This is a genomic window from Caballeronia zhejiangensis, assembly GCF_000698575.1.
Lineage (GTDB): Bacteria > Pseudomonadota > Gammaproteobacteria > Burkholderiales > Burkholderiaceae > Caballeronia > Caballeronia zhejiangensis.
In genome coordinates this window covers 48,973-63,281 of record NZ_JFHD01000039.1, presented here as the reverse complement: position 1 = coordinate 63,281, position 14,309 = coordinate 48,973, and the positions used below count along the sequence as shown (strand labels likewise).

The 14,309-nt window shown below is 63.9% G+C and carries 11 protein-coding genes; 3 read left to right on the top strand and 8 right to left on the bottom strand.

All coding sequences use genetic code 11. The features are described from left to right. Nucleotides 1–166 precede the first annotated feature (166 nt). Nucleotides 167–1,855 (bottom strand): class I poly(R)-hydroxyalkanoic acid synthase, encoded by a 1,689-nt coding sequence (phaC, locus tag BG60_RS30395; RefSeq protein ID WP_239295303.1) that lies wholly within the window; start codon nt 1,853–1,855, stop codon nt 167–169. On the opposite strand from phaC, the gene BG60_RS39755 reads away from it, so the two are divergent. Next, nucleotides 1,854–2,081: a hypothetical protein gene (locus tag BG60_RS39755; RefSeq protein ID WP_241484910.1), complete on the top strand. Its 228-nt coding sequence runs from the start codon at nt 1,854–1,856 to the stop codon at nt 2,079–2,081. The two genes, phaC and BG60_RS39755, sit on opposite strands and share 2 nt — an antisense overlap. Nucleotides 2,082–2,502: 421 nt before the next feature. Here the strand turns inward: BG60_RS39755 and pgeF are convergent, their stop codons facing one another. Both pgeF and BG60_RS30385 read right to left on the bottom strand, forming a co-directional pair. Next, on the bottom strand, nt 2,503–3,339 hold the full coding sequence (gene pgeF / locus BG60_RS30390) for a peptidoglycan editing factor PgeF (protein WP_034473743.1): 837 nt from the start codon (nt 3,337–3,339) through the stop codon (nt 2,503–2,505). Then, complete coding sequence (locus BG60_RS30385; RefSeq protein WP_081851903.1) at nt 3,336–4,499, bottom strand: RluA family pseudouridine synthase; 1,164 nt, start codon at nt 4,497–4,499, stop codon at nt 3,336–3,338. The genes pgeF and BG60_RS30385 overlap by 4 nt, the downstream gene beginning before the upstream one ends. A gap of 97 nt (nt 4,500–4,596) precedes the next feature. Here BG60_RS30385 and BG60_RS30380 point away from each other — a divergent pair, with 97 nt between their 5' ends. After that, nucleotides 4,597–5,430 (top strand): outer membrane protein assembly factor BamD, encoded by an 834-nt coding sequence (locus BG60_RS30380; protein ID WP_008349407.1) that lies wholly within the window; start codon nt 4,597–4,599, stop codon nt 5,428–5,430. A gap of 77 nt (nt 5,431–5,507) precedes the next feature. Here BG60_RS30380 and BG60_RS30375 read toward each other — a convergent pair whose 3' ends face one another. From BG60_RS30375 to BG60_RS30365, 3 genes are all read right to left on the bottom strand, one after another. Continuing rightward, entirely contained in the window at nt 5,508–7,736 is a 2,229-nt protein-coding gene (locus BG60_RS30375; RefSeq protein WP_008349405.1) for a DNA repair helicase YoaA, read from the bottom strand. 83 nt (nt 7,737–7,819) lie between these two features. Then, the gene (locus BG60_RS30370; protein WP_008349403.1) at nt 7,820–8,005 is read right to left on the bottom strand and encodes a DUF465 domain-containing protein; all 186 of its coding nucleotides are present in this window, start codon (nt 8,003–8,005) and stop codon (nt 7,820–7,822) included. A 101-nt stretch (nt 8,006–8,106) separates the two neighbouring features. Further along, nucleotides 8,107–8,943 carry a flotillin family protein gene (locus BG60_RS30365; RefSeq protein WP_051996708.1) on the bottom strand — a complete coding sequence of 279 codons (837 nt, stop codon included), beginning with the start codon at nt 8,941–8,943 and terminating at the stop codon, nt 8,107–8,109. A gap of 213 nt (nt 8,944–9,156) precedes the next feature. Here BG60_RS30365 and BG60_RS30360 point away from each other — a divergent pair, with 213 nt between their 5' ends. Then, nucleotides 9,157–11,493, top strand: coding sequence for a Tex family protein (locus BG60_RS30360; RefSeq protein WP_034473741.1), 2,337 nt, complete (start codon nt 9,157–9,159; stop codon nt 11,491–11,493). Nucleotides 11,494–11,569: 76 nt separating this feature from the next. Here BG60_RS30360 and BG60_RS30355 read toward each other — a convergent pair whose 3' ends face one another. After that, nucleotides 11,570–13,462 (bottom strand): potassium transporter Kup, encoded by a 1,893-nt coding sequence (locus BG60_RS30355; RefSeq protein ID WP_034473738.1) that lies wholly within the window; start codon nt 13,460–13,462, stop codon nt 11,570–11,572. A gap of 263 nt (nt 13,463–13,725) precedes the next feature. Then, the gene (locus BG60_RS30350) at nt 13,726–14,286 is read right to left on the bottom strand and encodes a phosphoribosyltransferase (protein ID WP_008349397.1); all 561 of its coding nucleotides are present in this window, start codon (nt 14,284–14,286) and stop codon (nt 13,726–13,728) included. Between the last annotated feature and the right edge of the window lie 23 nt (nt 14,287–14,309).

The window sequence follows — 14,309 nt, the reverse complement described above, 5'->3', positions numbered from 1 at the left end:
CCGAGTTCCGGCGCCGCGATTTTCGCGAGCGAGCCGCCGAATTTGCCTACCGCCGTACGCGCGGCCGATACGATCACTACGTCAGTCATTTCAGTTTCCTCTTGGCATCGAATGTTAATGCGGCTACGAACGGTTCCATGCGCTCGCGCGCACGGTCACGCGCCGCTCAGAAGTCGCGTTCCAGCACGTAACGGCCGGGGGCGGCCTCGATCACCGGGTAAGTCTTCGATCCCTGCGCCGCGCCCGCCTTGACCTGCTCGCCCGCGTTCGCGGCGAGCCACTTCGACCAGGTCGGCCACCAGCTTCCGGGATGCTCGGCGGCGGCATCGAACCACGCGTCGGGGTTCTCGGGCAGATGCCCGTCGTTGCTGTCGATCATCCAGAAGCTGCGCTTGTTCTTCGACGGCGGATTGATCACGCCCGCGATATGCCCCGACGCGCCGAGCACGAAGGTCTGCGGTCCGGAGAGAATCGGCGCGGACGCATAGGCCGATTTCCACGGCACGATGTGATCTTCGCGCGAGCCGTAGATGAAGGTCGGCACCGTGAGACGCGACAGGTCGACCGGCTCGCCGCACACCTTCAGCGCATTCGGCGTTTTCAGCTTGTTCTCGAGATACGTGTTGCGCAGATACCAGACGCACATCGGGCCGGGCAGGTTCGTCGAATCGCTGTTCCAGAAGAGCAGATCGAACGCTTGCGGCGTGCGGCCCTTGAGATAGTTATCGACGACGTAATTCCACACCAGATCGTTCGGTCGCAGATACGAGAACGTATTCGCGAACTCGATGCCGCGCATGAGACCGGCTGGCGCGCCGTTCTTGCCGCCGATCGCCTGCTCGCGCATCTGCACGTGCGCCTCGTCGACGAACACGTCGAGCACGCCGGTATCCGAGAAGTCGAGCATCGAGGTGAGCAATGTCATCGATGCGGCCGGTTCCTCGCCGCGCGCCGCCGCCACCGCGAGCGCGGTCGCGAGAAGCGTCCCGCCGATGCAGAAACCGAGCGTGTTGATCTTGTCTTCGCCCGTGATCTCCTGCACGACGCCGATCGTCTCCAGCACGCCTTGTTCGACGTAGTCGTCCCACGTCTTGTGCGCGATCGACTGATCCGCGTTGCGCCACGACAGGATGAACACCTGATGCCCTTCTTCGAGCGCATAGCGCACGAGCGAGCTTTCCGGCGACAGATCGAGAATGTAGAACTTGTTGATGCAAGGCGGCACGATCAGAAGCGGGCGCGCATACACCTTCGGCGCGAGCGGCTTGTACTGGATCAGTTGCACGAGTTCGTTCTCGTACACGACCGAGCCTTCCGTCGATGCGATGTTCTTGCCGACGAGAAAGCGCGATTCGTCCGACTGCGAAATCTTGCCGCGCTGCATGTCGGCGAGCAGGTTCAACATGCCCTGGCGCAGGCTCTCGCCCTTGCTTTCGATGAGCGTCTTCTGCGCGTCGGGATTGAGCGCGAGGAAGTTGCTCGGCGCGGCCGCGGCCGCCCACTGCTGCACCGTGAAGCGGATGCGCTCGCGCGTCTTCGGATCGCTCTGCACGGCGTCGGCGAGTTCCTGCAGATAGCGCGCGTTCAGCAGATACCACGCGGCGGTGAACGCATATGCCGGCGTGGATTGCCATGCGGTGTCGGTGAAGCGACGATCCTTCAGCGCCGACGGATCGATGCTCTGCGCGCCCGCCTGCTTGAGCAACTCGGCGGCATCGCGCGAATAGTTGCTCTGCAACTCGTGCAGACGCTCGGGCGCGATCGCGGCGGTCGGAATCTTCGGCAACGTGGGCAACCCCTGCATCGCCGCGCCGAAGCCCGGCATGCTGCTCGCGAGTTTGGCGAATTCCGCCATGCCGTTCATCTTCGTGAAATCGGGCATCTGCGGCATGGCGCCGGACATCGGAAACGACGGGAATGCCGTCGACGGAAATCCGTTCGGAAATCCGTTGGCGAATGCACTGAAAGCAGCGAACGGCGATGCCGCCGCCGCGGCCGCATCATTCGCGCTATTCGTCTGCGGAGTGAATTTCGACCACTGCGCGGGATCGGCGACGCTGCGCCACGCGTTCAGCCATTGATCGAACGCCTGCTGTACGCCAGTCGTTTCGGCGGATGCTTCTGCCGAGGTGCTGTCGGCGGAACGGGAGCGGGAAGATGAGGAAGTAGATTTGGAAGCCATACCCGCTATTGACCTGTGAGTCTCGGAAGACTTGGATTGCTGATGCAGGCATCGCCGGGCTTTCCTCGACCAGCGCGCAAGTGTTGGTGCGCCTTATGCGCGTGGCAAGTCTGAGCCTTGCTACGCCGTGCCCGATTGATTGAATTCCAGGAACATTCTTGCTCTAGGATGTCAGGCATGTCAATGCTTCGTCCCGATTTTGCCGCAGTGCGATATTTTTTTAATTATCGTTTTCCCCCATGCGAAATGTTGCGTTCGCAAGGGGCTTCGTCATAGGCAAGAAACGATAGTTGGGTATGTTCCAACACTAATGACAATGGTCATTCATTGAGCCAGATCATTGCGGCCATGCGGCCCGTCACGCGATCGCGTCGATATGAATAAAAGCGCTCTTTTTCCGTGACGGTGCAATGCGTGCCGCCGTGAACGCGCGCGGCATCGATGCCTAGATCGGCAAGACGCATACGCGCGAGCGCGTAGATATCGGCGAAATACTTGGCCGGTGCGCCGCCGACGGGACGGAACGCGGCGCGCGTCGCGTCGCGGCGATCCTCTTGCGACGCCGCGATGAAGGCGTCGAGCACGTCTTCGCCCACTTCGAACGCCTGCGGCCCGATGGCCGGCCCGAGAAACGCGTTGAGCGACGAGGCCGGCACGCCCGCGAGCGACGCGACGCGCTCGCCCGTCTTTTCGATGATGCCGCCCGCGAGACCGCGCCAACCCGCGTGCGCGGCGCCGACCGCGCGGCCGTCGTTGTCGCAAAACAGCACCGGGAGACAATCGGCCGTCATCACGACGCACACAACGCCCGCGCGATCCGTCACGCTGGCGTCGGCGCGCGTGCGCTCGCCCTGCGCGAGGCGCTCGATGACGGCGCCCGCCTCCACGACTTCCGTGCCGTGGATCTGCTCGAGCCACGCGGCTTCGCGCGAACCCGTCAACGCGAGCGCGCGGCGGCGATTTTCCTTCACCGCGTCAGGCGCATCGCCCGTGGAAAAACCGAGATTGAGGCCGCCCGCGCCGGGCTCGCCGCCGCCATAAGGCGCATCGCTCACGCCGCCATTACGCGTCGTGACGAATGCCCGCACGCGCGGCGACACGTTCCATTGCGGCCAGAGACAGTCTTTCGATGGCAAATCGGCAGCGTCGCGCGTCATGCTTCGTCGTCCTCGTAATCTTCGTCGTCCCAGTCGCCTTCTTCGCCTTCGCCCATTTCATAGACTTCGGCGAAATCGTCGTCCTCATCGAACTCGACTTCTTCGTCCTGTCCGAAGCCGAGCTCCGCGGCGAGCGTCGCGATGTCTTCGGGAACGTCCGCGCGCCAGTGCACTTCCTTGCCCGTCGCGGGATGGATCAAGCCGAGGCGCCACGCGTGCAGCGCCTGTCGCGCGAATTCGTTGGGCAGCGGCTTGACCGACCGCTTGCCGCGCGCGTGCCCGTACACCGGGTCGCCCAGCAGCGGATGCTGGATATGCGCGCAATGCACGCGAATCTGATGCGTCCGGCCGGTTTCCAGATCGCAATGGATGGCGCTGACGGGCTGGCCGTGCCACGTCGTGCGGTCGATGGTGCGGAAATGCGTGCGCGCGGGCTTTCCCGACGCAGTCTTTACCACCGCCATGCGCGTGCGCTCGCGCGGATCGCGGCCGATGGGCGCGTCGATCGTGCCTTCGTCGGGCATGTTGCCCCACACGAACGCGACGTAGCGGCGTTTCACCGTCCGCGCCTGCAACTGCCGCACGAGGTCGGTTTGCGCCTCGAGCGTGCGCGCGACGACCATCAGCCCGGACGTTTCCTTGTCCAGCCGATGCACGATGCCCGCGCGCGGCAGCCCGGCGGCGGCATCGCCGTAACGATGCAGCAGGCCGTTGAGCAGCGTGCCGCTCCAGTTGCCCGCGGCCGGATGCACGACCATGCCCGCGGGCTTGTTGATGACGACGAGCGCCTCGTCCTCATAGACGATATGCAGCGGCACCGGCTCCGGCGCGAACGCGAGCTGCTCGGGCAGAAGGTCGGGGACGAGCGTGATCGTCGCGCCGAGCGGGACGGGCTGGCGCACTTTCGCGCCCGCGCCGTCGACCAGCACGCGCCCTTCCTCGATCCAGCCCTGCAACCGGCTGCGCGAGAACTCGGGGAAGATTTTCGCGAGCACCTTGTCGAGCCGGTCGCCCGCGAGCTCGTCGGGCACGCGGGCCGTGCGCGGCGCTTCGCGAGCCGCGCCGCCGCCCGAATCGGCCTGCGCTGCGTCGTCGGGGGTAGCGCATGGGCTATAATCTTTGAGTTGGTCTTTGGTACGACGAGTACTTGAGCGGGTCATTTGAACGAGATTCGGCGGCATGGAAGAACAGCCGCGCCGGAAAAACAGCTAGAACAGCGAAGAATCAACTAGATTCAGCCAGGAACAGCAAGCACTGATGCGAGCCTTCAACACCATTCATCTCTCGATGCGTCAATCGATCAAGTATCTGGCGCTGGCCGCGAGCGTCGCCATCGTCACGGCCTGTCACGGCCTGCCCGAGAAGACCGACGAAACGGCAACATGGAATAACAACAAATTATATACGGAGGCCCAGGACGCGCTATCCGGCAGCGACTGGGGCAAGTGCGCGAAGTATTTCGAAGGGCTCGAAGGCCGCGATCCGTTCGGCCATTTCGCACAGCAGGCGCAGATCAACGTCGCGTACTGCAACTGGAAGGACGGCGAAACCGCCAACGCCGACCAGGCCATCGACCGTTTCATCAAGCTGCACCCGGATCATCCCGAAATCGCGTATGCGTACTATCTCAAGGGCATGATCCACTTCAACGACGACTTGGGCCTCTTCGGCCGCTTCTCGGGTCAGGACATGAGCGAGCGCGATCCGAAGTCGCTGCGCGAGTCCTACGACGCGTTCAAGGTCGTCGTCGACAAGTATCCGCAAAGCAAGTACGCGCCCGATGCCGCGCAGCGCATGCGCTATATCGTGAACGCGCTCGCATCGCATGAAGTGCACGCCGCCGATTATTACTATCGCCGTGGCGCTTATGTGGCCGCGATCAACCGCGCGCAGCTCGCCATTCGCGAGTACAAGAACGCGCCGGCAACCGAAGACGCGCTGCACATCATGATGCTGTCGTACGAGCGTCTCGATCAGCCGCAACTCGCCGACGACACCAAGCGCGTGCTCGCAGCGACGTTCCCGGACAGCCCGTATGTCACCGGCAAGCGGCGCGCGGGCGCTGACAAGCCGTGGTATCAGATCTGGTAGTCCAGAAAGCAAAAAGCGAAACGGCCGGTTGATCACCGGCCGTTTTTTCATGTCGACGAGAATTGCGAACCCGATGCTTATTCGGCCAGTTCCGTCTTCCACTTCGCGGCATCGCTGAAAAACTCGCGCACCACGTCCAGCTCGCGCGTGCGCTTGAACGGCGGCAGGCTTTGCCAGATGCGCCGGCCGTAAGGCTTGTCGACGAGCCGCGTGTCGCAGATCATCAGCACGCCGCGATCCGTCTCCGCGCGAATCAGCCGCCCCGCGCCCTGCTTGAGCGTGATGACCGCCTGCGGCAACTGATGCACGGCGAACGGGCTCAAACCTTTCTTCGTCAGCGCGTCGAGGCGCGCGGCCAGCACCGGATCGTCGGGCGGCGCGAACGGCAGCTTGTCGATGACGACGAGCGACAACGCATCGCCGCGCACATCGACGCCTTCCCAGAAGCTCTGGCTGCCCACTAGGATCGCGTTGCCATAGGCGCGGAAACGGTCGAGCAGTTCGGTGCGGCTCGCATCGCCCTGCACGAGCAGCGGATTGTCCCAGCCGCGCCGCTCGATCACATCGCGCATGCGATTGGCGATGCGGTCGACCGCGCGCAGCGTCGTGCACAGCACGAACACGCCGCCGCCCGCCGATTCGATCACCGGCAGCGCGGCATCGAAGACGGCATCGGTGAATTGCGGCGACGACGGTTGCGGCAGATTGCGCGGCACGTACAAAAGCCCTTGCGACGGATAATCGAACGGGCTCGGCAGCGTCATCGAACGGCGCGCGTTAAGGCCCATCTGCGCCGCGTAATGCGTGAAGTCGCCGCGCACCGAGAGCGTCGCGGACGTGAAAATCCACGCGCGCGGCACGCCTGCGCGCTGCTTCGCGAAGATCGGCGCGACCGAAAGCGGCGTTTCGTGCAACTGCACCGTGTGCGAAAACACCTCGATCCAGCGCACCATTTCGTTCGGCTCTTCCTTCGCGGCCTCCTTCGCGACGTCCTCATCCGCGACGACGGCGCGTTCGAGCGATGTCGGCGGCGTCGTCCAGCCCGCGAGCAGATCCTGCAACTCGCGCGCGCGGCGCACGAGCGCCTGCAACGATTCGGCGCGTTCCGCATGCGAGGACAGCGCCGCGGCAAGCGCCGAAAGATGCGTCTCGAGCGTGTCGAGCGCCTCGAAGATCGGATGGTCGTCCGGCAACTGGCCGAGCGACAGACGCACCGAATCTTCCTTGAACGCGAGCCGCACGTCGCGCGCGGCGCGCTCCAGCGCCGCGCCGAGCTTGGTCCAGTCGGCGGCGTCACGCGCGTGCGACAGACCTTCGGCGACGGTATCGCGGGCGAGTTCGAGCAGTTGCGTCGTCGAAAGCGTCTCGCCGAAGAAGAGTGTCGCGGTTTCGGGCAACTGATGCGCTTCGTCGAAGATGATCGTGTTCGCCGTCGGCAGAAGCTCGGCCATGCCGGTGTCGCGCAGCATCACATCGGCGAAGAACAGATGGTGATTCACCACGACGATGTCCGCCTGCTGCGCCTCCTTGCGCGCCTGCATCACGAAGCATTCCTTGTAGTGCGGGCATTCCTGGCCGAGACAGTTGTCGCGCGTGGACGTGACCATCGGCCAGACGGGCGAATTCTCCGGCACGCTCGCGAGTTCGGCCTTGTCGCCGGTGCGCGTGATCTTCGCGAAACGGACGATCTCCTGTAGATGCGACGTGTCCTGGCGCGTCGGCAGACGGCCGTTGTCCGCGGTGCGCTCCAGATAGTAGTGACACAGATAGTTGGCGCGGCCTTTGAGCATCGCGACCGAAACCGGGACGGCGAGCGCGTCGCGCACGGTCGGAATGTCGCGCTGAAAAAGCTGATCCTGCAGATGCTTCGTGCCCGTCGACACGATGACCTTGCCGCCCCACAGCATCGCCGGCACGAGATACGCGTACGTCTTGCCGGTGCCCGTGCCCGCCTCGACGATGAGCGTGTTCTCGCCGCCGTCGATAGCCGCCTTCGCCGTCGCGATGCCGATGTCATCGGCCGGCTGCTCGTCGGGCGCATAGGGTTTGTCGGACGGGCCGAGCTTGCGCGCCGGGCGGCGCTGCGCCTCGAACATCGCGGGCTCGGGCATTGCGCGGCCGGACGCTTCCATCGCGGCGGCGACGGAACGCGCCATTTCGATCTGCGATGCACGCGGCCGATAACCGTCGATCGCGCGTGCGAGCAGACCTTGCGCGGAAAAGATGGCGTCCAGCTCGACGCCGCGTTTATCGGTCAGCGCGAGCGGCGCGTTCGCGTCATCACTGGGTTGTGCGGGTGAGTTCAAGGCGTGCTAAATCCTGCGGGTTTCGGCGCGGCCGCGCACGCGAGGCGCCGTCGCAGCACGCGCTCGCGGCGGGCACGCGGCGTTCAGTGCGCGTCCGAGTCAAGCTGCAATTGCAGCAGGAGTATGGTGTCTTTCACCTTGAGCTTGCGCTTTTTCAGGCGCCTCAGCTCGAGGTCATCGATGCCGGACATCTTGTCGATCAGCGTGTCCAGACTGTGATGCTCGTCCTGCAACTGCGCGATGCGATCGCGCAGCAGGGCGGCATCCATGGCGGGTTGTCGGGGTGCGCGCGGGGATTCACTAAAGCGCTGCTGCATGCTCGCCTCCTTTCATCCACTTGGCGCGGGCCCGTTCGACGAGCCCGACTGCCCTATTTACCTTGCTGCTGTTGTTGCTGCTGCTGCAGTTTCAATTGCTCCTGGCGCTGCTGCTCTTGCTGCTGCGCCTTTTCCTGCGCTTTTCTCGCGGCTTCTTTCTGACGCGCTTCGACTTCCGCGCGATGCTGCGCGGCTTCCTGCTGCTTCTGCTCGTAGCGCTGCGCCTTTTGCTCGCGGTCCTGCGCGTCCTGCACGCCGCGCGCGCGCGCTTCGTCGAGTTGCTTCTGGTAGTCCGCCTGCTTGCGGTCGTACGCCGCCTGGTTGGCCGCGCGTTGCGGCGCTTCGGCTTCGCGCTGGGCGGCGGCCAGCGCGTTCTGACGTTGCCTGTCCTCGTAGGCCTGCTGGCTCGCTTTCTCGTTCGCCGCGCGCTGCGGCGCTTCGGCCTCGTATTGCGCCCGCTTGATCGCCTTCTGCTGATCGCGTTGCTTCGCCCGCTCGGCGCGCTGCTCGTCGTCGAGCGCGAGCTGTTCCTGGCGGATCTGCTGGCGCGTCTCGCGCATCTCGTTGCGCGCGTTGTCCAGACAATGATTCACGAAGAACTTGCTATAGCAGTCGTGCTCTTTCACGCCGTAGCGGTAGTTGTTTTCCTCGGTGCGCCGGTCGAGCACCTTCTGGCGCTGGGCGAAATCGGCTTGGAGGGAATCATCGGCGCTTGGCTGAGCCGCTGCATCCGGGGCACGAGCACTCACGGACGTGTCCGGATCGACGGGCTTGGCGGCTTGAGCGAGCGCGCGCTGCGGCGCGAATGCGCCCGCTGCGCAAAGCAGCAAAACCGCCGCGGCAACCGGCACGTTTGGAAGGCGAAAGTTGGGCAAATGGATGGACGGCAACGTGATAAAGAATCAGGCGCAAAACGGCTCGTGCGATGCCCAAATTCTATCACCGCACGCCGGAGCGCTTCGCCATTTATGGCAAAATCCCCCGCTTCAGCAACCCGGTCCGAACCTGGCTCGTCACAGCGTCACCCGCCCGCGGCGCCTCGCTTTCGCGAAGCCGCGCACACGGCGCGGATCTCGCCGGCGAGCCGCAGACAGCGCAGAATCATGACGGAAACCGTAGCACTCAAGATCGTACAGCGCATTGCCACCGAACTCACCGTGCAGCCGCGCCAGGTCGCCGCCGCCGTGCAGCTTCTCGACGAAGGCTCGACTGTCCCGTTCATCGCCCGGTATCGCAAGGAAGTCACCGGCAATCTCGACGACACGCAACTGCGCACGCTCGAAGAGCGCCTGCTCTACTTGCGCGAACTCGAAGATCGCCGCGCGGCCATCCTGCAAAGCATCGACGAGCAAGGCAAGCTCACCGACGAACTGCGCGGCGCCATCGAAAGCGCCGACAGCAAGCAGGTGCTGGAAGACCTCTATCTGCCGTACAAGCCCAAGCGGCGCACGCGCGCGCAAATCGCCCGCGAAGCCGGTCTCGAGCCGCTCGCGCAGGCGCTCCTCGCCGATCCCACGCTCGATCCTCAAACGGAAGCCGCGAAATTCGTCGATGCGGAAAAAGGCGTCGCCGATACCAAAGCCGCGCTCGACGGCGCGCGCGACATCCTCTCCGAGCAGTTCGGCGAAACCGCCGAGATCCTCGGCAAGCTGCGCGAGCATCTGTTCAATCAGGGACTCGTCATGTCGAAGGTGGTGGACGGCAAGGAAGGCGAGGAAGGCGAAAAATTCCGCGACTACTACGACTACAGCGAAACGATCCGCACCGTGCCGTCGCACCGCGCGCTCGCGCTGTTCCGTGGCCGCAACGCAGGCGTGCTGAGCGTCAAGCTGGGCTTGGGCGAAGAACTCGACGCGCAGATTCCGCATCCGTGCGAAGCGATGATCGCGGGCCACTTCGGCATCGTGAACCGCTCACGCGCTGCCGACAAATGGCTCGCCGACGTCTGCCGCTGGTGCTGGCGCGTGAAGGTTCAGCCGCATATCGAAACCGAACTGCTCACGCAATTGCGCGAAGAAGCCGAGCACGAAGCCATTCGCGTGTTCGCGCGCAACCTGAAGGACTTGCTGCTCGCCGCGCCCGCGGGTCCGAAGGCCGTGATCGGCCTCGATCCCGGCCTGCGTACGGGCGTGAAGGTGGCGGTCGTCGATCGCACCGGCAAGCTGCTCGCGACCGACACTATCTATCCGCACGAGCCGCGCCGCGACTGGGACGGCTCCCTCGCGAAGCTCGCGCGCATCGCGCAAGCCACGCAAGCGGAACTCATCTCGATCGGTAACGGCACGGCCTCGCGCGAAACCGACAAGCTCGCGAGCGAACTCATCGCGAAGCATCCGGAACTGAAGCTGCAGAAGATCGTCGTGTCGGAAGCGGGCGCGTCGGTGTATTCGGCGTCCGAACTCGCCGCGAAGGAGTTTCCGGAACTCGACGTCTCGCTGCGCGGCGCGGTTTCCATCGCGCGGCGTCTGCAGGATCCGCTCGCGGAGCTCGTCAAGATCGAACCCAAGGCGATCGGCGTCGGCCAGTATCAGCACGACGTGAATCAGCGCGAACTCGCGCGTTCGCTCGATGCTGTCGTCGAGGATTGCGTGAACGCCGTCGGCGTCGATGCGAACACGGCCTCCGTCGCGCTGCTCGCGCGCGTGTCGGGACTGAACGCGACGCTCGCGCGCAATATAGTCGATTTTCGCGATGCCAACGGGCCGTTCCCGTCGCGCGAGCATCTGAAGAAGGTGCCGCGTTTGGGCGACAAGACCTTCGAGCAGGCAGCCGGTTTTCTGCGCATCAACAACGGCGAGAATCCGCTCGATCGCTCGTCGGTGCACCCGGAAGCGTATCCCGTCGTCGAGCGCATTCTCGCGAAGATCAAGAAGCATATCGGCGATGTGCTCGGCAAGCGCGAAGCGTTGACCGGTCTCTCGCCGACCGAATTCGTCGACGATAGTTTCGGCCTGCCGACCGTGCGCGACATTCTCGCCGAGCTTGAAAAGCCGGGCCGCGATCCGCGCCCCGAGTTCAAGACGGCGACGTTCAAGGAAGGCATCGAGAAGATTTCGGATCTCGTGCCGGGCATGATCCTCGAAGGCGTAGTGACGAACGTGGCGGCGTTCGGCGCGTTCGTGGATATCGGCGTGCATCAGGACGGCCTCGTGCACGTCTCGGCGATGTCAACGAAGTTCATCAAGGATCCGCACGAAGTCGTGAAGGCCGGTCAGGTCGTGAAGGTGAAAGTGCTGGAGGTAGACGTGAAGCGCCAGCGCATCGCCCTCACCATGCGTCTGGACGACGACTTCGCTCCGGCTTCATCGGGCGCGGGCGGCGGCGCGGGTTCGCAGCGCGGCGGCGGTCAGGATCGTCGGTCGGGTCAGCGTCCGCAACAGCGTCGCGAGCCGGAACCGGCCGGCGCGATGGCAGCGGCGTTCGCAAAACTGAAACGATAAAGCCTCACGGCGTCAGCAAAAAACCCCACGTCTTGCGACGTGGGGTTGTCTTTTTGCGCTTCGCAACGATGCAGCGTCAGATTTCGATCTTCGTGCCCAGCTCCACCACGCGATTTGCGGGAATGCTAAAGAAATCGGTGGGCTTCGCCGCGTTCTGATGCATCCACGCGAACACGCGCTCGCGCCACACCGACATGCCCGGCAGTTCCGTCGGCACGACTGTCTCGCGCGCCATGAAGAACGACGTGTCCATCAGCTCGAAGGTCATTGCGTGGGTGCGCGTGATCTGTTCGAGCACGGCCTTCACGTCCGGCGTCTCGTTGAAACCGTACGCCGCCTTCACGAGGAACAGCCCGCCGCCGATGTCCTTCACTTGGAGACGATGCGCGTCGTCGACGTAAGGAATGTCACGCGTCGTGAAGTTCATGAAAATGGTGCGCTCGTGCAGCACCTTGTTGTGCTTGAGATTGTGCAGCAGGCTCACGGGCACGAGCGAATCGCTGCCGGTGAGATAGATCGCCGTGCCCGACACGCGATGCGGCGGATGCGCGAGCAGGCCCTGCAGAAACGGCATCAGCGGAATGCCGTCCGCGGCCGTGCGGTCCTTCACGATCATGCGGCCCTTGTACCAGGTCATCAGCAGGAAGAAGAGCGCCCCGCCGATGCACAGCGGCAGCCAGCCGCCCTGCTCGACTTTCAGCAGGCTCGCGCCGAAAAAGCCGATGTCGATCATCAGGAACACGGCGATCATCCCGCCGACGAGCCAGCGGTTCCAGCCCCACAGATTCACCATCACGACCGACACGAGGATCGTGGTCGTCAACATGGTCGCGGTGACGGCCAGACCGTACGCGGCGGCAAGATTCTCCGAGCTCTTGAAGCCGATGACGATGCACAGGATGATGAAAAGCAGCATCCAGTTGACGAGCGGAATGTAGATCTGGCCGATCGCGAGCTCCGAGGTATGCAGGATCTTCATGCGCGGCACGTAGCCGAGCTGGATCGCCTGGCTCGTCAGCGAATACGCGCCGGAAATGACCGCCTGCGATGCGATCACCGTCGCGACCGTCGACAGGATCACGAGCGGCAGCAAAGCCCAGTCGGGCGCGAGCAGGAAGAACGGATTCTCTATTGCCTTCGGATCGTGCATCAGCAACGCGCCCTGGCCGAAATAGTTCAGCAGCAGCGACGGCATCACGAAGCCATACCAGCCGTAACGGATCGGCTTCACGCCGAAGTGACCCATGTCCGCGTACAGCGCTTCCGCGCCGGTCAGCACGAGCACGACCGACCCGAGCACGATATACGCCTGCAATACGTGCTGCGCCATGAAGGAAATCGCGTAGTACGGATTGAGCGCGACGATGATGCGCGGCTCGATCACGATATGCGCGGCGCCGAGCACAGCGAGCGTCGCGAACCACACGACCATGATCGGGCCGAAGAGCTTGCCGACCACTGCCGTGCCGTGGCGCTGAATCCAGAAGAGCAGGATCAGGATGACGATCGTGATCGGCAGCACGTAGGGCGTGAGTTTGGGCGCCGCGATCTCCAGACCTTCGACTGCCGAGAGCACCGACATCGCGGGCGTGATGACCGCATCGCCATAGAACATGCATGCGCCGAAGATGCCGAGCATCATGAGCACGCCGGAGACCTTGCCGGCCTCTCTCACGCTGCGCAGCGCGAGCGTCGTCATTGCGAACACGCCGCCTTCGCCGTTGTTGTCGGCGCGCATGACGAAGAGCACGTACTTGACGGCGACGACCATGACGATCGCCCAGAAGAGCAATGAGATGACGCCGAGAATCGACGCCTCGGACAGGCCGATGCCGTGCGACGGGCTAAAGGCTTCCTTCAATGAGTAGAGAGGACTCGTGCCGATGTCGCCGAAAACGACGCCGATGGCCGCGAGCGCAAGCGAGGGCAATGGTTGTTTATGCTCGTGCGCGTGAGTCGTGTTAGTCATAAAAGCGAGATATCCGTCCAGAGCGGAAAGAAACGAACGCCATTCTATCTAACGTCGCACGCCAAGATGCCGTCTCTCGTGTTGCTGCAGCGCCACGAGAGACGCGATTGAGAGTGTAGCATCGCGCCTCGCACGCGTCGGCAAGCGCGTCGGACACAATCCTTCGCGCTTCGCTGTTCGCTGCAGCCAATGAAAAACGCCGTTGCGCCCGGCTTGGTGCCAGGCGAACGGCGTTATCGGCGCGAACGGTCAGGCCGTGGCGCTCAGCCGCGGCCGTTTTGCGTGCCGCGCTTGATCCATGCGCCGAGGTTGTGCGGACGGACCGTGTCCCACTCCTCGAACGGCTGATGAATCCACGGATTCGTTTCAAGATGCTGAACGTGATAGTCGGGCTTGACCTTGGAGCATGCCTTGTACCAGAGCACCGCGGAGCGCACGGCCGTGATTGCCGGATAACGTTCCTTCAGATGCTCCTGCACGCGTGCGAGCGTGACGCCCGAATCGACCAGATCGTCGACGAGCAGCACGTTGCCGGACAGATCGCCGCGCGTCATCGTGATGTATTGCGCGATGTCGAGATCGCCCTGCTCCGTGCCCGCCGCCTCGCGGTACGAGCTCGTTGCGAGAATGGCGAGCGGCAGGTCGTAGATGCGCGAGAGCTGGTCGCCCACGCGCAGGCCGCCGCGCGCGAGGCATAGGATCTTGTCGAACTTCCAGCCCGACTCGTGCACCTTCAGTGCGAGCAGTTCGATCAGCCGGTGGTATTCATCCCAGCCGACCCAGAGGTTCTTGTCGTCGTTGCGCGGGTCCGTCATCGCGATCATGGTGAGACTCTTTCAAATGCTTA

What these genes read in the sequence shown, in the direction of transcription:
- BG60_RS39755 (WP_241484910.1), top strand. Translation starts at nt 1,854, where the DNA reads ATGCCGTTCATCTTCGTGAAATCGGGCATCTGCGGCATGGCGCCGGAC.
- phaC (WP_239295303.1), bottom strand. Translation starts at nt 1,855, where the DNA reads ATGGCGGAATTCGCCAAACTCGCGAGCAGCATGCCGGGCTTCGGCGCG.
- pgeF (WP_034473743.1), bottom strand. Translation starts at nt 3,339, where the DNA reads ATGACGCGCGACGCTGCCGATTTGCCATCGAAAGACTGTCTCTGGCCG.
- BG60_RS30385 (WP_081851903.1), bottom strand. Translation starts at nt 4,499, where the DNA reads ATGACCCGCTCAAGTACTCGTCGTACCAAAGACCAACTCAAAGATTAT.
- BG60_RS30380 (WP_008349407.1), top strand. Translation starts at nt 4,597, where the DNA reads ATGCGAGCCTTCAACACCATTCATCTCTCGATGCGTCAATCGATCAAG.
- BG60_RS30370 (WP_008349403.1), bottom strand. Translation starts at nt 8,005, where the DNA reads ATGGATGCCGCCCTGCTGCGCGATCGCATCGCGCAGTTGCAGGACGAG.
- BG60_RS30360 (WP_034473741.1), top strand. Translation starts at nt 9,157, where the DNA reads ATGACGGAAACCGTAGCACTCAAGATCGTACAGCGCATTGCCACCGAA.
- BG60_RS30355 (WP_034473738.1), bottom strand. Translation starts at nt 13,462, where the DNA reads ATGACTAACACGACTCACGCGCACGAGCATAAACAACCATTGCCCTCG.
- BG60_RS30350 (WP_008349397.1), bottom strand. Translation starts at nt 14,286, where the DNA reads ATGATCGCGATGACGGACCCGCGCAACGACGACAAGAACCTCTGGGTC.